This is a genomic window from Nonomuraea sp. NPDC003560, assembly GCF_042878785.1.
Taxonomy (GTDB): domain Bacteria; phylum Actinomycetota; class Actinomycetes; order Streptosporangiales; family Streptosporangiaceae; genus Nonomuraea.
Genome location: NZ_JBIAOF010000005.1, coordinates 178766 through 195331, shown reverse-complemented (window position 1 = coordinate 195331; position 16566 = coordinate 178766). Strand labels below are relative to the sequence as shown.

17 protein-coding genes are annotated in these 16566 nt (G+C 70.1%); 12 read left to right on the top strand and 5 right to left on the bottom strand.

Annotated features, from left to right (window positions below):
* Positions 1-88 precede the first annotated feature (88 nt).
* Positions 89-427 (top strand): hypothetical protein, encoded by a 339-nt coding sequence (locus tag ACFYUV_RS21505; RefSeq protein WP_387670780.1) that lies wholly within the window; start codon positions 89-91, stop codon positions 425-427.
* Positions 428-436: 9 nt separating this feature from the next.
* On the opposite strand, the gene ACFYUV_RS21500 is transcribed toward ACFYUV_RS21505, so the two are convergent.
* The gene (locus tag ACFYUV_RS21500) at positions 437-886 is read right to left on the bottom strand and encodes an NUDIX hydrolase (RefSeq protein WP_387670778.1); all 450 of its coding nucleotides are present in this window, start codon (positions 884-886) and stop codon (positions 437-439) included.
* Between the two features lie 92 nt (positions 887-978).
* Here ACFYUV_RS21500 and ACFYUV_RS21495 point away from each other — a divergent pair, with 92 nt between their 5' ends.
* Together ACFYUV_RS21495 and ACFYUV_RS21490 are read left to right on the top strand one after the other, a co-directional pair.
* Positions 979-1521 (top strand): RNA polymerase sigma factor, encoded by a 543-nt coding sequence (locus tag ACFYUV_RS21495; RefSeq protein WP_387670776.1) that lies wholly within the window; start codon positions 979-981, stop codon positions 1519-1521.
* A 41-nt stretch (positions 1522-1562) separates the two neighbouring features.
* Positions 1563-2468 carry a hypothetical protein gene (locus ACFYUV_RS21490; RefSeq protein ID WP_387670774.1) on the top strand — a complete coding sequence of 302 codons (906 nt, stop codon included), beginning with the start codon at positions 1563-1565 and terminating at the stop codon, positions 2466-2468.
* A gap of 33 nt (positions 2469-2501) precedes the next feature.
* Here the strand turns inward: ACFYUV_RS21490 and ACFYUV_RS21485 are convergent, their stop codons facing one another.
* Positions 2502-3767 carry an alkyl sulfatase dimerization domain-containing protein gene (locus ACFYUV_RS21485; protein ID WP_387670772.1) on the bottom strand — a complete coding sequence of 422 codons (1266 nt, stop codon included), beginning with the start codon at positions 3765-3767 and terminating at the stop codon, positions 2502-2504.
* 154 nt (positions 3768-3921) lie between these two features.
* Between ACFYUV_RS21485 and ngcE the strand changes: the two genes are divergently transcribed.
* The 6 genes from ngcE to ACFYUV_RS21455 all read left to right on the top strand — a co-directional run bounded on the left by ngcE (position 3922) and on the right by ACFYUV_RS21455 (position 9263).
* Positions 3922-5370 carry an N-acetylglucosamine/diacetylchitobiose ABC transporter substrate-binding protein gene (ngcE, locus tag ACFYUV_RS21480; RefSeq protein ID WP_358288139.1) on the top strand — a complete coding sequence of 483 codons (1449 nt, stop codon included), beginning with the start codon at positions 3922-3924 and terminating at the stop codon, positions 5368-5370.
* A 4-nt stretch (positions 5371-5374) separates the two neighbouring features.
* Positions 5375-6292 carry a sugar ABC transporter permease gene (locus tag ACFYUV_RS21475; protein ID WP_352352001.1) on the top strand — a complete coding sequence of 306 codons (918 nt, stop codon included), beginning with the start codon at positions 5375-5377 and terminating at the stop codon, positions 6290-6292.
* The gene (locus ACFYUV_RS21470) at positions 6292-7146 is read left to right on the top strand and encodes a carbohydrate ABC transporter permease (protein ID WP_352326101.1); all 855 of its coding nucleotides are present in this window, start codon (positions 6292-6294) and stop codon (positions 7144-7146) included. Before ACFYUV_RS21475 ends, ACFYUV_RS21470 begins: the two co-directional genes overlap by 1 nt.
* An 81-nt stretch (positions 7147-7227) precedes the next feature.
* Positions 7228-7773 carry a superoxide dismutase family protein gene (locus ACFYUV_RS21465; protein ID WP_364329975.1) on the top strand — a complete coding sequence of 182 codons (546 nt, stop codon included), beginning with the start codon at positions 7228-7230 and terminating at the stop codon, positions 7771-7773.
* A gap of 48 nt (positions 7774-7821) precedes the next feature.
* Entirely contained in the window at positions 7822-8928 is a 1107-nt protein-coding gene (locus ACFYUV_RS21460; protein ID WP_387670770.1) for a low temperature requirement protein A, read from the top strand.
* Complete coding sequence (locus tag ACFYUV_RS21455; RefSeq protein WP_387670768.1) at positions 8925-9263, top strand: nuclear transport factor 2 family protein; 339 nt, start codon at positions 8925-8927, stop codon at positions 9261-9263. The genes ACFYUV_RS21460 and ACFYUV_RS21455 overlap by 4 nt, the downstream gene beginning before the upstream one ends.
* Before the next feature lie 72 nt (positions 9264-9335).
* Here ACFYUV_RS21455 and ACFYUV_RS21450 read toward each other — a convergent pair whose 3' ends face one another.
* The 3 genes from ACFYUV_RS21450 to ACFYUV_RS21440 all read right to left on the bottom strand — a co-directional run bounded on the left by ACFYUV_RS21450 (position 9336) and on the right by ACFYUV_RS21440 (position 11624).
* Positions 9336-9884, bottom strand: coding sequence for a MarR family winged helix-turn-helix transcriptional regulator (locus ACFYUV_RS21450; protein ID WP_387670766.1), 549 nt, complete (start codon positions 9882-9884; stop codon positions 9336-9338).
* Positions 9885-9948: 64 nt separating this feature from the next.
* Complete coding sequence (locus ACFYUV_RS21445; RefSeq protein WP_387670764.1) at positions 9949-10920, bottom strand: pirin family protein; 972 nt, start codon at positions 10918-10920, stop codon at positions 9949-9951.
* Between the two features lie 65 nt (positions 10921-10985).
* On the bottom strand, positions 10986-11624 hold the full coding sequence (locus tag ACFYUV_RS21440) for a GntR family transcriptional regulator (protein WP_352326109.1): 639 nt from the start codon (positions 11622-11624) through the stop codon (positions 10986-10988).
* Between the two features lie 112 nt (positions 11625-11736).
* On the opposite strand from ACFYUV_RS21440, the gene ACFYUV_RS21435 reads away from it, so the two are divergent.
* From ACFYUV_RS21435 to gcvPB, 3 genes are read left to right on the top strand one after another with little or no spacing between them, the layout of a single operon-like run.
* Positions 11737-13683 carry a beta-galactosidase gene (locus tag ACFYUV_RS21435; RefSeq protein ID WP_387670762.1) on the top strand — a complete coding sequence of 649 codons (1947 nt, stop codon included), beginning with the start codon at positions 11737-11739 and terminating at the stop codon, positions 13681-13683.
* Positions 13680-15011: an aminomethyl-transferring glycine dehydrogenase subunit GcvPA gene (gene gcvPA / locus ACFYUV_RS21430; protein ID WP_387670760.1), complete on the top strand. Its 1332-nt coding sequence runs from the start codon at positions 13680-13682 to the stop codon at positions 15009-15011. Before ACFYUV_RS21435 ends, gcvPA begins: the two co-directional genes overlap by 4 nt.
* Positions 15008-16564 (top strand): aminomethyl-transferring glycine dehydrogenase subunit GcvPB, encoded by a 1557-nt coding sequence (gene gcvPB / locus ACFYUV_RS21425; protein WP_387670758.1) that lies wholly within the window; start codon positions 15008-15010, stop codon positions 16562-16564. The genes gcvPA and gcvPB overlap by 4 nt, the downstream gene beginning before the upstream one ends.
* Positions 16565-16566: the final 2 nt, after the last annotated feature.

The following is a 16566-nucleotide window of genomic DNA, read 5'->3' as shown; positions in this document are numbered from 1 at the left end:
ACGTGCCGGACAGCCGGAGGCCGGTTGAGGGCACATGATCAGTCTCGGTGCGACCCCGTTCACGGCAATCGGCGTTCGAGAGGAGACCATGACGTCCATCAACTGGCCGGTGTACCGGCCTTCCGTTCGCGAGGCGTACAAGCAGCGCCGCACGGTGGCTGACTGGGCGCCCGAATGGATGCTCGGCTTGCTGGCCTTCATGGCGGGCTACAAGGAGGGCTACGGAGAGAACTACAAGGAGGAATACGATGATCACGCTCGGCTGGCCGGCATGAAATGTGTGCTCAAGTGCCTGCTGACCGAGCGTGGGATCGAGGTGCCTGACGACGTCCGTGAGCGGATCGATGCCTGCACCGAGGTCGACCACCTCGTGGCCTGGACCGTCCGCGCGAACGCCGGACGATCTCTCCAGCAGGTCTTCTCCTGACGACCGGGATCACGGCCGGGCGACGGGCGGCGGCGTGATCCTGTAGAGCCCGTCGCGGGAACCGGAGCCGGAGGCCGGGACGGCCAGGACGAGGGCGGTCGCCGGGAACAGCGGGGACGGCAGCTCGTCGTACGGGAACCACTGCCATGAACGGAAGACGTGCGGCTCGGTCACCGCCGGAGCGTCGGCGCCCCGGAGCATGGCGACCGCCGCCGTCACCCGTACGGCTCCCTCCGGGTGGTCCAGGGCCACGCCGGTGACGACCGGCGGCCCGGCGTCGCGGATGCCGGTCTCCTCGGCCAGTTCGCGGACGGCTGCCGCCTCGAAGGTCTCGCCAGGCTCCACCGCCCCGCCGGGCAGGCACCACGACAGGGGCTCGCCCGCCTTCACCCGCTCGCCGAGCAGCACGCGCCCGTCCAGGTCCGTGAGCAGCACGCCGACGCCTACGATGCGATTCACCGTCAAAACCGACTCCTCTCGCCAAGAGCTGTAATGCTGCCAAAAATCCGGACATGGGGTGAGTGTTGTTGATGCTCACGTAAGGAGACCGGATGGGAGCCGATCCCGAGAGCCGGTTCGAGGAGATCTATGCATTCTCCTACAGACCCCTGCTCGGCTACGCGCTGCGCCGCTGCCCCGACCCCGACGACGCGGCCGACGTGGTGGCCGAGACGTTCATGATCGCGTGGCGGCGCATCGAGGAGGTGCCGAGCGGAGAGGAGTCCCGGCTCTGGCTGTACGGCGTGGCCAGGAAGGTGCTGGCCAACCACCGGCGCGGTGAACGCCGCCACGAGCGGCGCACCGAGGCGTTACGCGCGGAACTGGCCGCCGCGCCTGTGGTCGCCGGGCCGACCGTCGAGGACCTGTCGCCGCTGGCCCGGGCGTTCAAGACGCTCTCCGACGACGACCGGGAGCTGCTCGCCCTGGTCGCCTGGGAGAAGCTGGACACGGGCCAGATCGCCACCGCCCTCGGCATCACCCGCAACGCCGTACGGGTCCGCCTGTACCGGGCCCGCCGGCGCTTCGCCCGCCGCCTGACCGAGGCCGGGGTCGAGCGCACACAGGCCGTCGCCCTCGAAGGGAGCCCGTTGTGAACGTCCCAGATCCCGCAAGCGGGCACGACAAGGAGTCCGTTGTGAACATCGCCGATCTCGCCCGGGTGCGCGACGAGGAGCTGGCGGGCGTGCCCGCCGGGCAGGCGTCCGGCGCGGGGGCGCGGACGCTCATGAAGTCGATCACGTCCGAGCCGATCACCGCCGGGGAGCGCGAGCCCGTCATGCGCCCGCGCCGCAGGGCGCCGCGCAAGATGTTCCTGCTGGGGGCGGTGGCGGCCGGGCTGGCCGCCGTGCTCGCCGTCACGCTGCCGATCTTCGGCCCGGTCACCGAGTACGCCAACGCCGCCGTCACCGTCAAGACCGGCGACGACTACATCGACGTCGTCATCACCGACCCCGAGGCGGAGGCGGCGGCCTACACCGAGGCGTTCAGGGCCGTCGGCCTGGACGCCACGGTGAAGAAGATCCCGGTCGCGCCCGAGTACGCGGGCATGCTGTTCGGCCCCGCCACCCCAGGGAACTTCCCGCCGGGGACCGGCGTGACCGTTCGCGGCGTCGAGAATTGCGCGTCGGTGTGGTGCGGCACGATCTCCATGCCGACCGGGTACAAGGGCAAGGTCGTCATCGGGATCGGCCGCCCGGCCGAGCCAGGCGAGCGGTATGCCGCGATGGCGCCGAGCACGGTGGGTGTGGCCGCCGACGGCGTGGCCGGCGTCAAGCTCGTGGGCAAGCCCGTCTCGCACGCCAGGGCCGAGCTGTCGCGCCGCGGCCTCAAGATCGAGTACGTGGTGATGTGGCAGAACCCCGACGGCAGCGGCAGCGGTTACGACGTGGCCGCGGAGCACGTCAAGGACGACTGGATCGTCGACAGCGTGATGAAGGTCGCCTCGGACACGGTCAGGGTGGACGCCGTGGCCTCCGCCGACGTCCCCAAGGACTCCCTTCCGCGGGCCGACCGGCCACAGGACGGCTGGACCGGTCCCTGAGTCGTTGAACCCCGGCACCGGCCCCGCGGGCGCCTATGCGCCTTCGGGGGGTGCCGGGGTTCCCCGGTCCGCCCGGGCCGAGGATTCCGTGGCGGCCCAGGAGAAAATGCCCTTCGCCATCAATGACTGTTCACTCGCCGCCCGGGCGGCGAAAACCTGGGCCCTGACCCGGTGTACTCCCGAGTCGTCAGGAGCGGCCAGCGCGGCCATTTCCGCGAGATGTCCGGCGAGCCGCTCGTCGCCCTCGGAAAGGGCTTTGAGCGCCGCGTCGGCGAGCGCGTGCGGACCGCCCGCGAGTTCCACTACGGATTTGGCCAGCACCGCCTCGGGGGCCGGTTTGAGATTGGCCGGATTGCCGTCGTACCAGCCGCCGTAAAGGCGCCAGAGATTGCGTACGACGAATTCCGGCTCATCATAGCGGGCCCGCAGATAGGGTCGGTCGGAATGGCGCTCGGAAGGTTTCACCGAATGCACGATCTCGTCGAGCCGGGCGCCCGCGTTGAGCAGGTCGAGCGTCTGCGTGATGATCGACTCCAGCCATTCGGCCGTCTCCAGCAGCGCCTGCCGCACGCGGTCGGCGCCGAAGACGGGCGCGCCGTGGCTGGGCAGCATGATCTCGGCGTCGAGGGCCGCCATCCGGCGCAGCGCGTGCACCCACTCACGCGGGTAACGCTGCACCTTCTGGGGGTTGCCGCAGTTGGGCGTCACCCAGATGAACAGGTCGCCGGGCAGCAGCAGCCGGTGCTCGCGCACGTAGCCGACGGTGGCGTCGTCGGTCTCGCCCTTGGCGTGCAGCAGGTCGAAGGTCAGCCCGCCGCGCCGTACGGTCAGCGCGTCGGTGTAGGTGACGTCGGGCCGCCGGTAGTCGGCGGGCCAGCGCAGGCGGGTGTTCTGGAACTGCCGCTGGTTGATCACCGTGTTGTAACCATTTGTCAGCAGGTAGCGGTCGAACCGATCGATCACCGCCTGATGGGCGTAAACCGTGGCCCGAGGGCCCGACTCCTCGAAGGGTCCCGTGCCGAAGACGTGGTCGATGTGCCCGTGTGAGTAGAACGCGGTGGTCAGCGGCGCCCGGGACCAGCGGCGGACGTCCTCGTGCAGGCGTCCGGCGGCCCACGGCCCGCCGGTGTCGAAGAGCAGCAGCTCGCCCTCGGTCTCGAAGGCGATCGCGTTGCCGAACCCGGCCCACCAGCCCACGCCTTCCGTCACGGTCTGAACGCCCTTGCCCTCCATGCCGGTGTCCACGATGCTGTCGTCAGACTCGCCGCGCCACACCCGGTCCGCGTACTCGATAATCATGTGACCCACCCTGCTTCTAGAACGTCGTTCTAGGCAAGGGATCACGGCAAGGTCACGTCTCGATTGCGCCCCCTTGACGCGTGTCGGCGGGCGTTCGTACGTTCGGGCAAACGTTTAGGAAACTTTCCTAACTGAATCCTCTTCGGGAGCCCCCATGACCCACCCGGGCGAGATCACTCGGCGTCAGCTGCTCCGCCGCATCGGCCTGACCGCGCTCGTGGCCGGGCCCGGCGCGAGCCTGCTGAGCGCCTGCGCGACCAGCGGCGGTGGCGGCGACCAGCCCTCGGCGGCGCCCGCCACGTCGATCGCGGCGTCGGCGGACCCCAAGAACCCCTTCGGCGTCGACGTCAAGAAGCCGCTCGAAGTGGTCATCTTCAGCGGCGGCTACGGCGACTCCTACGCCAAGGACCTGCACGAAGAGCTGTACAAGAAGGCCCACGCCGGCGTCACGGTCAAGCACACCGCCACCCAGCAGATCGGCACCCAGCTCCGGCCGCGCATCGTCGGCAACGACATGCCCGACGTGATCAACAACTCCGGCCCCGAGGCGCTCGACCTGGCCGCGCTGGCCGCCGAGGGCCACCTGGCCGACCTGACCCCGCTCTACGACGCGCCCTCCTTCGACGACCCGTCCAAGAAGGTCCGCGACACCATCACGCCCCTCGTGCTGCAGAACGGCAAGCTCGACGGCAAGGACCTGGTGCTCAACTACACCGTCTCCCACCGGGCGCTGTGGTACAACGCCAAGCTGTTCGCCGCCAAGGGCTGGAGCGTGCCGAAGACCTGGGCCGAGTTCACCGCGCTCGGCGAGACGGCCAAGAAGGAAGGCGTCGTGCTCTTCGCCTATCCCGGCAAGAAGGGCCCGTACTACCAGCTCTGGAACGTCCTCTACACGGCCGCCAAGATCGGCGGCAACCAGGTCATCATCGACATCGACAACCTCGTCGACAACGCCTGGAAGAGCGAGGCGGTCAAGCAGGCGGTCACCGCCTGGCTGGACGTCCAGCAGAAGTACGGCGACAAGGCGTACCTGGGCCTCGACCACACCCAGACCCAGGTCAAGCAGCTGCAGAACAAGGTGCTGTTCTACCCGTGCGGCTCCTGGCTGGAGAACGAGATGACCAAGGACATCCCGCTCGACTTCGAGTACGCCCTGGCCCCCATCCCCGACGTCACCGCCTCCGACAAGATGCCGTACGGCGCGATCCAGGTCGGCGTGGGCGAGAACTTCGTCGTCGCGGCGAAGGGCAAGAACCCGCAGGGCGGCCTGGAGTACCTGCGGATCATGTTGTCGAAGGAGGGCGCGGCGGGCTTCACCAAGAAGACCAACAACCTCACGGTGGTGACCGGCGCCGCCGACAGCTCCGAGTTCCCGCCCGGCCTGGTCAGCGCCGCCAAGGCGCAGGAGGCGGCCGGCGAGAACATCATCACCGACGCCCGGTTCGAGGGCTGGTACAAGGAGCTGTTCGACTACGGCTGGGAGCAGACCAACGTCCTGATGTCCGGCCGCATCACCCCCGACGAGTTCTGCGAGCGCATGCAGAAGAAGGCCGACGACGTCAAGAAGGACGACTCCGTCACCAAGCAGACGCGGAGCGCCTGAGCACATGGAGCGGTTGCGCAAGTACGGATTCGTCATCGGGTTCCTGGCCGTCCCGGTCACGCTTTACACGGTCTTCGTGATCAGCCCATATGTGCAGGCTTTCCAGCTCTCGCTGACGAGCTGGAACGGCGTCAGCTCGGTCGTCCGATACGTGGGGCTGGACAATTTCGGCCGGTTGTTCGAGGACGACAATTTCTGGCAGGCCCTGCGCAATCACGGAATTCTCCTGCTGGTGCTGCCGCTCCTGACGATCGTCATCGCCTTGTTCCTGTCGTTCCTGCTGAATCTCGGCGGCGGCACCCGCGGCGCGGGAATGCGCGGGGTGTGGGGGTCGAATTTCTACCGGGTGGTGTTCTTCTTCCCCCAGGTCCTCGCCGTGGCCGTGGTCGGCGTGCTGTTCCAGGCCATCTACCGTCCCGACGAGGACGGTGTGATCAACGGCACGCTGGCCAGGCTCGGGCTGTCCGAGCCGATCGGCTGGCTCACCGAGCCGGGCCTCGCGCTCTGGTCGATCATCGCGGTGATGGTCTGGCAGGCGGTCGGCTTCTACGTGGTGCTGTTCTCCGCGGGCATGGCCGCCATCCCCAAGGACTACTTCGAGGCCGCCTCGATCGACGGGGCCGGCCGGGTGCGGCTGTTCTTCTCCATCACGCTGCCGCTGCTGCGCGACACCCTCCAGGTCGGCTGGATCTACCTGGGGATCGCCGCCTTCGACGGCTTCGCGCTGATCCAGGTGCTGGCGGGCGACCGGGGCGAGCCCGACGGGGCCACCACCATCCTGCCCATCACCATCTACAAGACCGCCTTCGACTACCACAAGGTCGGCTACGCCTCGGCGATGGGCGTGGTGCTGTTCTTCCTGACCGTGACGTTCGCCGTGCTGACGCTCCGCACGACCAGGCGTGAAAGGGTTGAGCTCTGATGGCTTCGCGTGGAGCGGGCAGGCCGCGGCCCGGCGTGCTGAGCGGGCTCTCCCATGTCGCCCTGGCCGTCTGGGCCCTGCTGATCATCCTGCCGCTGTTGTGGACGTTCCTGGCCTCGTTCAAGAGCAACACCGAGATCTTCGGCGACCCGCTGCAGCTCCCCGGGGCGCTGCGGCTGGACGCCTGGGGCCGGGCCTGGGACAAGGCGCACGTCGGGCAGTACATGCTCAACACGGTGATCGTCGTGTTCTTCGGCACGGCGGGCACGATGCTGTTCGGCTCGATGGCGGCGTACGTGCTGGCCCGCTACAAGTTCCTCGGCGGCAAGCTGATCTACTACTACTTCGTCGCCGGGCTCGCCTTCCCCATCTTCCTGGCGCTCGGGCCGCTGTTCTTCGTCGTCAAGCAGTTCGGGCTGCTCGACTCGCACATCGGCCTGATCATCGTCTACATCGCGTACTCGCTGCCCTTCACGATCTTCTTCCTGGCCGCGTTCTTCCGAACCCTGCCCGAGGCGGTCGCCGAGGCGGCGCTGATCGACGGAGCCTCGCACACCAGGACGTTCTTCCAGATCATGGTGCCGATGGCCAAGCCCGGCCTGGTCAGCATCACGATCTTCAACGTGCTGGGGCAGTGGAACCAGTACCTGCTGCCCCTGGCGCTCATGGGCGGCGCGCCGGACAAGTGGCCGCTCACGCTCGGCATCGCCCGGATCTCCACCAGGGCCGGCTACGAGGCGGACTGGCCGGGCCTGTTCGCCGCGCTCAGCATGACGATCCTGCCGGTGATGGTGGTCTACATCATCTTCCAGCGGCAGATCCAGTCCGGGCTCAGCTCGGGGGCGCTGAAGTGAGTTTCACCGAACACGGCGTGTAGCCGTACGGCTACTCGTTAGAGTGAGGGGCCTTCCGCCAGCACACCCGGAGGGTCCCTCATGCGAGTGCCCGCACTCCTGCTCGTCCTGTTCACGGCCGCCGCCTGCGCCGGGCCGCCGGCGCCGCTCCAGGAGGTCACCAAGCCGAGCCCGCCGGGCGTGCCCGAGCTGAGCGGCGGCGGTGAGTTCACCTCCGGCGACACCGCGGCGATCGCCTACGACCGCCGCCTGGCCCCCGAGGGCGCGCAGGCCAGCCTCACGGCCGAGTCCACCGGCGGCGAGACCCGCACCTCGCTGGTCGTGGAGGGCTTCCTGCCCCGCCACCACTACGGCGCCCACCTGCACACCGCGCCCTGCGGCGCCGACCCCGACGCCGCGGGCGGCCACTACCAGCACAACCCCGGCCACGCCGACCCGGCCAGCGAGATCTGGCTCGACGTCACCACCGACGGGTCGGGCGCGGGCCGTTCGACGGCCCGCCATCCCTGGAGCCTCGACCCCGCCGCCCTGCCGAAGTCGCTGGTCATCCACGCCAAGGCCACGAAGAAGAGCGGCGCCCACGCGGGCGAGGCGGGCCCTCGGGTGGCCTGCCTGACGCTGCACTAGCCGAAAGGCGTGCATAATTACACAATTACATATTGTGGAGGTCCCGCGTTGACTAGCCGCCAGTGGCAGCCGCCCCGTTTACGGTTGTTCGAGCAGGTGCACCGCCGGGCCACCTGGCTGGAGCTACTCTACGACCTCGTCTTCGTCGTCGCGGTCGCCGAGCTGGCCGACGTGCTCGCCGGCGGGGCCGACGCCGGTCGCGTCCTCACCTTCGTCGGCCTGTTCGTGCCGGTCTGGTGGTCCTGGGCGGGTTACGTCTTCTACGCCAACCGGTTCGACACCGACGACGTCAGCCACCGCCTGCTCGCGCTGCCGCAGATCCTCGCGGTGGCCACGATGGCGGCCAGCGTCAGCGACATCGAGCAACGCTCGGCCCTGTTCGCGATCTCCTACGCCGCGGCCCGGATCCTGCTGGTCGTCGCCTACCTCAGAGCCGGCCGGCACGTCCCCGAGGCCAGGCCGCTCACCGTGCGGTACGCGGCCGGGTTCAGCGTCGCCGCGGTCATCTGGCTGGCCTCCCTCGCCGTCGATCCGCCGCAGCGGTACGCCTTGTGGGCAGTGGCGCTGGTGATCGACCTGGCCACCCCGCTGCTCAGCCGCGGCCACCAGAGCCGGCTCCCGCCGCAGAGCGAGCACCTGCCGGAGCGGTTCGGGCTGTTCGTCGTGATCGTGCTCGGCGAGGTGGTCGCCGCCGTGGTCACCGGGCTCAAGGGGCACGAGGTCACCCCGTCCGTGCTGCTGGTCGCGCTGGCCGGGGTGGCCATCGCGATGGCCTTCTGGTGGTTGTACTTCGACCACGTCGACGAGTCCGTCGTGCTGCGCACCAAGCTGGCCGGGCAGGTGTGGGTGTACTCGCACCTGCCGCTGTCGATGGGCCTGGTGGCCTTCGGCATCGGGATCGAGCACGCGATCATGCACCCGTCGGGGGCGAGCTGGGCCGTCGGGGTGCCGGCCGCCGTGGTCCTCGCCGTGCTCGGCCTTCAGCACCTGTGCTCGGCCGACCGCCGGGCGGGTGCCGTCCGGCTGGCCGCCGCCGTGCTCGCCCTCGCCTCCTCGGCGCTGCCCGTCGCGGCGGCGCTCCCGCTCCTGCTGTTGTACGGCGCCGCGCAGGTGGGCTACGACCTGCTGCGCCCCTCCCCGGAAGGCACACCGTGACCCAGGAAGTGACCCAGGAAGTGTTCGACCGCCAGCTCGCCGCCATCGCCGACGGCGACCTGGCGGCGCTGCTCGCCCAGTACCACGACGAGGCGGTGGTGGTCCGGTTTGACCGGGCGGCCCGGGGCACCGCGGAGATCCGTGAGCTGTTCACCGGTTACCTGGCGGCCGGGCCGCGGGTGGAGGAGATCACGTCGCTGCGCGTCGAGGACGACGTGATCTTCTACAACGCGGTCATGACCGTGGGCGGGAACCGGGTCACCACGTTCGGGACGCTGGTCGTCAGGGACGGCAAAATCTGGCGCCAGACCGCCGCCGCCCTGCCGCTCACCTGATCGCCGCCGCGGCCGGCACGCGGCCGCGGAGCCCGGCCTCGTGGTAGGCCCTGACCACCTCGCGGGTGCCCGTCATCGCCCCTCCAGGTGTGCCGCGAGCCGCTGCTCGTTGTCGGCCAGCCGCAGGCACAGGTGCCGCAGCGCGGTCAGGTCCGCGGCCGAGAAGCCCTGGAACATCGCCCGCATCGCCATCTGCGACGGCGTGCGGAACGCCTCGATCCACGCCCGGCCCTCGTCGGTGATCACGGCCAGCACCGAGCGCCGGTCGCGGTTGTCCTGGACCCGCCGCGCCAGGCCGTCACGCTCCAGGGTGTCCACCAGGCCGGTCACGTTGCGCGAGCTGACCCCGGCGGCCTGGGCCAGGTCGCCGATGCTGATGCCGGCGCCGGCGCCCGCCGCGCCGAGGCGCAGCAGGACGTCCATCGCGCCCGAGCTGAGCCCGCGGCCCTCGCTGCCGTGCGCGCGCATGCGCTCGACCGCCTGGTACGCCGTCCGCACGGCGGCGGCCGCCTCGAAGGCCGCGGTGTCGCCGCCGCCGGCGAACTCGCTCATGGCCGCCCTGGCCCGTGGGTCGAAGAGGGAGCCGTCCGGCTCCTGGTCAAATTTATGTACGTCCTTCACAATGAATGTCTACCAGAAAAAGCGAAGGCCCGTGCGGGACGCACGGGCCTTCGCGGCAGGACGGTCAGGAGTGGGCGTGCTCGGCCGGGATCGTGCCGAGGCGGCCCGCCTGGAAGTCCTCGAACGCCTGGACCAGCTCGGCGCGGGTGTTCATGACGAACGGGCCGTGGTGGGCCACCGGCTCACCGATCGGCTCGCCGCCCAGCACGATCACGTCGAGGGTGTCCTTGGCCTCGATCGTGATGGTCTCGCCCAGGGTGGTCAGTCCCGGCCGGTTGCCGAAGCCGTCGAAGACCGCGAGCTGCCCGCTGTTCAGCGGACGCCGCTCGGCGCCGACCGTGCCGCGGCCGGAGAGGGCGTACACCAGGGCGTTGTAGTCCTTGCGCCAGGGCAGGGTCAGTCGCGCGCCCGGGGTGATGGTGGCGTGCAGCAGCGTGATCGGCGTCTGCGTGCTGCCCGGACCGGTGTTCCCGGCCAGCTCACCGGCGATCAGCCGGACCAGCGCGCCGCCGTCGTGGCTGCTCAGCAGCGCGACGCTGGACCGCCCGATGTCCTGGTACTTCGGCGCGATCATCTTCTTGGCGCCCGGCAGGTTGACCCAGAGCTGGATGCCGTGGAACAGCCCGCCCTTCTGCACGAGCCACTCCGGCGGCGCCTCCTTGTGCAGGATGCCGGAGGCGGCCGTCATCCACTGGGTGTCGCCGTTGCTGATCGTGCCGCCGCCGCCGTTGGAGTCGAGGTGCTCCATGACGCCGTCGATCATGTACGTGACGGTCTCGAAGCCGCGGTGCGGATGCCAGGGCGTGCCCTTGGGCTCGCCGGCGGCGTAGTCGATCTCGCCCATCTGGTCCATCATCACGAACGGGTCGAGGTATTCGAGCTTGATCGCCGCCAGGGCGCGGCGCACGGGGAAGCCCTCGCCCTCGAATCCGCTGGGCGCGGTCTCGACGGCGAGCACCTTCCGCTCGGGGACCCCCGCCACGGGCGCGGGCACGCGGGGGAGGGTGAGCGGGTTCTCAACGGTTACGGCGGGCATGTCGCGCTCCTTCCAGCGGGATCTGCCCCATGCAACCAAGTTGAGATTTCAACTATTCCGTCGCGTCACGGGATGCGGGACATCATCCGTTCCATGCCGTTGATCCAATTGTCGCGCAGCGCCTGGACGGCCTTGGCCGGCTCGTCGGCCAGCAGGAACTCGGCGATGCGGCGGTGCTCGGCGGCCTCGCGCTCCAGGGGCGCGTCGTCACCGGCGATCAGGTGCGCGTAGCGGCGCATGCCGGCCTTGACGCTGGTGATGAGGTCGAGCAGGCGCTCGTTGCGGCAGCCGCTCAGCAGCAGGTCGTGCCACTCGTCGTCGTGGCGCTCGATGACCTGCTGCTCGGCCACGTTGTCGGGGAAGTCCTGGGCCAGCTTGAGGAGGTCGGGGGCGATCGAGCGCAGGTGGGCCGGGTCGGAGCAGTCGAGGGCCAGCGACTCCAGGGCGGCCACGATCTCGCACAGCTCGCGGAACTCGCGCCGGCTCACCGGGGCGAACCGGAAACCGCGCCCCTGGTTGCTCTCCAGCACGCCCTCGCCCGCCAGCGTGATCAGCGCCTCGCGCAGGGGGGTGCGGCTGACGCCCAGGTCGGCGGCGAGGGAGGCCTCGTTGATGTCGGTGCCGGCGGCGAAGTCGCCCCGGTCGAGCCGGCTCAGCAGCTCTTCCCTGATCTGCTCACGCAACGGTCGCCGCTCGATCGGCATGGGGGACTCCCTCTCGTTCAGGACAACCGAATCTTAACCCTTGACGTGATGCAAAATACTGCACTATGAATTCGGCATACAAAATATTACATTGCATGATCGAGGAGTTCGAGTGGGGCTGACCCGGATACCGGGGCTGCTGTTCGGCGGAGACTACAACCCCGAGCAGTGGCCGGAGGAGGTGTGGGCCGAGGACGCGCGGCTCATGGCCGAGGCCGGGGTCAACATGGCGACCGTCGCGGTGTTCTCCTGGTCGCGCCTGGAGCCCGAGCGCGGGGTCTACGACTTCGGATGGCTCGACCGGGTCATCGACCTGCTGCACGAGCACGGCATCGCCGCCGACCTGGCCACCGCCACCGCGACGCCGCCGCCGTGGCTGGTGCGCGAGCACCCCGAGATGCTGCCGGTCAACGCCGACGGCGTGCGGCTGGAGTTCGGCTCCCGGCAGGGCTACTGCCCGAGCTCGCCGGTCTACCGCGAGCACGCCGTACGGATGGCCACCGCGATGGCCGAGCGCTACGGCGACCACCCGGCGCTGGCCATGTGGCACATCGGCAACGAGTACGCCGACCACACGCTGGAGTGCTTCTGCCCCGAGTCCGCCGCCCACTTCCGCCGCTGGCTGGAAGAGCGGTACGCGACCGTCGGCGGCCTCAACGCCGCCTGGGGCACCTCCTGCTGGGGTCAGCACTACACGTCCTTCGGCCAGGTCGAGCCGCCCAGGACGGCCCCGGGCCCGGTCAACCCCGCCCAGGTGCTCGACTGGCGGCGCTTCTGCAGCGACGCCCTCCTGGAGCTGTTCCTGGCCGAGAAGGCGGCGCTGCGCGCGATCACGCCGGACGTCCCGGTCACCACGAACTTCATGAGCATCCTGCACGGCCTCGACTACTGGAAGTGGGCCGCGGCCGAGGACCTGGTGAGCGACGACGCCTACCCCGACCCGGCCGACCCGACCTCGCACGTGCAGGTGGCGCTCAGCTACGACCTCATGCGGTCGCTGCGGCAGGGGCCCTGGCTGCTGCTGGAGTCGGCGCCGTCCGCGGTGTCCTGGCGCGAGGTGAACGTCCCCAAGCCGCCCGGCATGATGCGCCTGCACAGCCTCCAGGCGCTCGCCCACGGCTCCGACGGCGTGATGTTCTTCCAGTGGCGGCAGGCCAAGTACGGCCCCGAGAAGTTCCACTCGGCGATGCTGCCGCACGGCGGGACGCGTACCCGCGGCTGGCGGGACACCCTGGCGCTCGGCGCCGACCTGCGGCGGTTGTCGGAGGTCGCGGGCAGTGACACCCGCGCCCAGGTCGCGCTGGTGCTCGACTGGCCGAGCTGGTGGGCCCTGGAGGCCCCCGAGTCCATGCCGTCCAACCGGCTCAGGCTCAAGGAGCTGCTGCTCGCCTGGTACGCCCCGCTGCACGCCAGGGGCATCGCGGTCGACCTGGTGCCGCCCGGCCGGGACCTGTCGCCGTACGAGCTGGTGATCGCCCCGAACCTGTACATGTGCACCGCCGAGCAGGCCAAGGCGCTGGAGGCGTACCAGGGCAGGCTCGTCGTGGGCCCGTTCAGCGGCGTCGTGGACGAGAGCGACCAGGTGCACGAGGGCGGCGCGCCCGGCCCGCTGGGCGACCTGCTGGGCATCGCCGTGGAGGAGTTCTGGCCGCTCGCCGACGGGGACGTCCAGCGCACCGGCCTGGGCGAGGCCCGCACCTGGGCCGAGTGGATCAGGCTGGAAGGCGCCGAGCCCGTCGCCCTGTTCGAGGGCGGCGATCTGGACGGACTGCCAGCCGTCACCCGCAAGGGCGCGGCCACCTACATCGGCTGCCTGCTCGACGACGTGACGCCGGTGCTGGAGCCGCTGCTGGACGGCATCGACCGCATCGACGTGCCGCAGGGCGTGGAGGCCGTCAGGCGGGGCGGCCACCTGTTCCTCCTCAACCACACCACCGCCCCGCAGCCGGTCACGCTCCCGCACCCGGGGACGGACCTGCTCACCGGGGCCGAACTGCGGGGCGGCATCGAGCTGGCCCCGCGCGACGCCGTCGTGCTCAGGATCGAAGGAGACAAGTGACGCACCCGTACATACCCAACGCCGAGCCGGGCGTACGAGCCGAGATGCTCGCGGCGGTCGGCGCGTCGAGCGTCGACGAGTTCTACGCCGACATCCCCGCGGAGCTGCGGCTCGACCGGCCCCTCGACCTGCCGGCGCCGTTCACCGCCGAGCGCGACCTGGTGCGCCACATGAAGGGGCTGTTCGCCCGGAACACCGACACCGAGGAGGCGCTCAGCTTCCTCGGCCACGGCTGCTACCCGCACCACGTGCCCGCCGTCTGCGACGAGGTCAACTCCAGGAGCGAGTTCCTGACCGCGTACGCGGGCGAGCCGTACGAGGACCACGGCCGCTTCCAGGCCCTGTTCGAGTACGTCAGCATGATGGGCGAGCTGCTGGAGATGGACGTCGTCAACGTCCCCACCTACGACGGCTTCCAGGCCTCGGGCACCGCGCTGCGTATGGCCTGCCGCTACACCAAGCGGTCGAAGGTGCTGGTCACCGGGGCGATCGGCGCCGACAAGCTGAGCAAGCTGCGTGACTTCCTGGCCCCCGACATCACCATCGAGCTCGCCCCGGTGGCCGAGGACGGGCAGATCGGCGAGGTCGCGCTCGACGACTCCTACGCCGCCCTGTACCTGGAGACCCCGAACGTCTACGGCGTCGTCGAGACCCGGGGCCGGGAGCTGGCCGACCACGCGCACGCCGCCGGCGCGCTGCTGGTCGTCAGCGCCGACCCCATCTCCCTGGGCGTGCTGGCCCCGCCGGCCTCCTACGGCGCCGACATCGTCTGCGGCGACATCCAGTCGCTCGGCATCCACCAGAACTACGGCGGCGGCCACGCCGGCTACATCGCCACCCAGGACCACGAGCCGCTGGTCGCCGAGTTCCCCTCGCGCCTGTTCGGCATCGCGCCGACGAAGGTCCCCGGCGAGTACGGCTTCGGCGACGTCTTCTACGACCGCACCTCCTTCGCCCTGCGCGAAGAGGGCAAGGAATGGGTGGGCACGGCCGCGGCCCTGTGGGGCATCACGGCCGGGGTCTACCTCGCGCTCATGGGCCCGCAGGGCATGAAGGAGCTCGGCGAGACCGTCCTGGCCCGCACCCGGTACGCGATGGACGCCCTGGGCCGGTCGGTCACCGTCCGGCACGCCGGCTCGGTGCACTTCCGCGAGTTCGCGATCGAGGTGGCCGACTCCGCGGCGCTGCTCGCCGCGCTGCGCGAGCGCGGCATCTACGGCGGCGTCCCGCTGGACGAGCGCACGGTGCTGGTCTGCGTGACCGAACGCCACACCATCGACGACATCGACCGGCTCGCGGCAGCCGTACAGGAGGTTGTGCAGGCATGAGCGGGCACGGAGCCGAGTCCTTCGCGGAACTGCCGGTGGCGCCCAAGCCGCCGCTGCGCCGCTTCCACCAGGCACGCTGGGACGAGCCGATCATCTTCGAGCTGTCCAGCCCCGGCCGCCGCGGCATAGCCGTGCCCGAGCCGGGCGCGCCGAAGGTCGAGCTGCCCGAGGGCGTCGGCCGGGCCACCCCGCCGAAGCTGCCCGAGATGGCGCAGCCGCACGTGGTGCGGCACTACCTGCGGTTGTCGCAGGAGAACCTGGGCGTCGACCTCAACATCGACATCGGCCAGGGCACCTGCACGATGAAGTACAGCCCGAAGGTCAACGACCAGTTCGCCAACGCCATCGCCGAGCTGCACCCGCTGCAGCACGAGGACACCGTGCAGGGCGTGCTGGAGATCTACTGGCGGCTGGAGCGCATGCTGGCCGAGATCTCCGGCATGTCGCGGGTGTCGCTCCAGCCCGGTTCGGGCTCGGCGGCGATCTACGCCAACATCGCCATGATCAGGGCTTACCACGCCGCCCGCGGCGAGGGCCACCGGGACCAGGTCATCACCACGATGTTCTCGCACCCCTCGAACGCGGCCTGCGCCAAGGTCGCCGGGTACGAGGTCATCACCCTCATGCCGGACGCCAACGGCCTGCCCGACATCGAGGCCCTGCGCGCCGCCGTCGGCCCGCGCACGGCCGCCCTGATGATCACCAACCCCGAGGACACCGGCATCTACAACTCCCGGATCAAGGAGTTCGTGGACCTGGTGCACGAGGTCGGCGGCCTGGCCTGCTACGACCAGGCCAACGCCAACGGCATCCTCGGCATCACCAGGGCCCGCGACGCCGGGTTCGACCTGTGCCACTTCAACCTGCACAAGACGTTCTCCACGCCGCACGCCTGCGGCGGCCCGGCGGCCGGCGCCTGCGGCGTCTCGCCGGAGCTGGAGCCGTTCCTGCCCGGCCCGGTCGTCTCCTTCGACGGCGAGTCCTACGGGCTGGAGACGCCCGCGCAGAGCGTCGGCAAGATCCGGCCGTTCCTCGGCGTCACCCCGAACATCGTGCGCGCCTACGCCTGGATCATGACCCTGGGCGCGAAGGGGCTGCGCGAGGTGGCCGAGACATCGGCGCTGAACAACAACTACCTGATGCACAAGGTGCTGCAGATCCCCGGGGCCTCGGCGCCGTGGAACCAGCGCCGGATCGAGCAGGTCCGCTACTCCTGGCAGGAGCTGTCGGAGGAGACGGGGGTGCACTCGGAGGAGATCGGGGTGCGCGCCGCCGACTTCGGCGTCCACTACTGGACCAGCCACCACCCGTACCTGGTGCCGGAGCCGTTCACGCTGGAGCCGACGGAGTCGTACTCGCGGGAGGACCTGGACGAGTACGCGGCGATCCTGGAGCACGTCGCCTCGGAGGCGCGGCGGGATCCGGAGTTCGTCAAGGGCGCGCCGTACAACCAGACGATCCACAAGATCGACCCGACGCCGCTTGACGACCCCAAGCAGTGGGCGCCGACCTGGCGGGCGTACGTGCGCAAGCACCTGGCCGCGGGCGGCTGAGC

Excerpts from the sequence above, each read along its gene's own strand:
- ACFYUV_RS21440 (WP_352326109.1), bottom strand. The coding sequence starts at position 11,624 with ATGCCGATCGAGCGGCGACCGTTGCGTGAGCAGATCAGGGAAGAGCTG.
- ACFYUV_RS21465 (WP_364329975.1), top strand. The coding sequence starts at position 7,228 with ATGCGAGTGCCCGCACTCCTGCTCGTCCTGTTCACGGCCGCCGCCTGC.
- ACFYUV_RS21445 (WP_387670764.1), bottom strand. The coding sequence starts at position 10,920 with ATGCCCGCCGTAACCGTTGAGAACCCGCTCACCCTCCCCCGCGTGCCC.
- gcvPB (WP_387670758.1), top strand. The coding sequence starts at position 15,008 with ATGAGCGGGCACGGAGCCGAGTCCTTCGCGGAACTGCCGGTGGCGCCC.
- ACFYUV_RS21505 (WP_387670780.1), top strand. The coding sequence starts at position 89 with ATGACGTCCATCAACTGGCCGGTGTACCGGCCTTCCGTTCGCGAGGCG.
- ACFYUV_RS21470 (WP_352326101.1), top strand. The coding sequence starts at position 6,292 with ATGGCTTCGCGTGGAGCGGGCAGGCCGCGGCCCGGCGTGCTGAGCGGG.
- ACFYUV_RS21495 (WP_387670776.1), top strand. The coding sequence starts at position 979 with ATGGGAGCCGATCCCGAGAGCCGGTTCGAGGAGATCTATGCATTCTCC.
- ACFYUV_RS21485 (WP_387670772.1), bottom strand. The coding sequence starts at position 3,767 with ATGATTATCGAGTACGCGGACCGGGTGTGGCGCGGCGAGTCTGACGAC.
- ngcE (WP_358288139.1), top strand. The coding sequence starts at position 3,922 with ATGACCCACCCGGGCGAGATCACTCGGCGTCAGCTGCTCCGCCGCATC.
- ACFYUV_RS21475 (WP_352352001.1), top strand. The coding sequence starts at position 5,375 with ATGGAGCGGTTGCGCAAGTACGGATTCGTCATCGGGTTCCTGGCCGTC.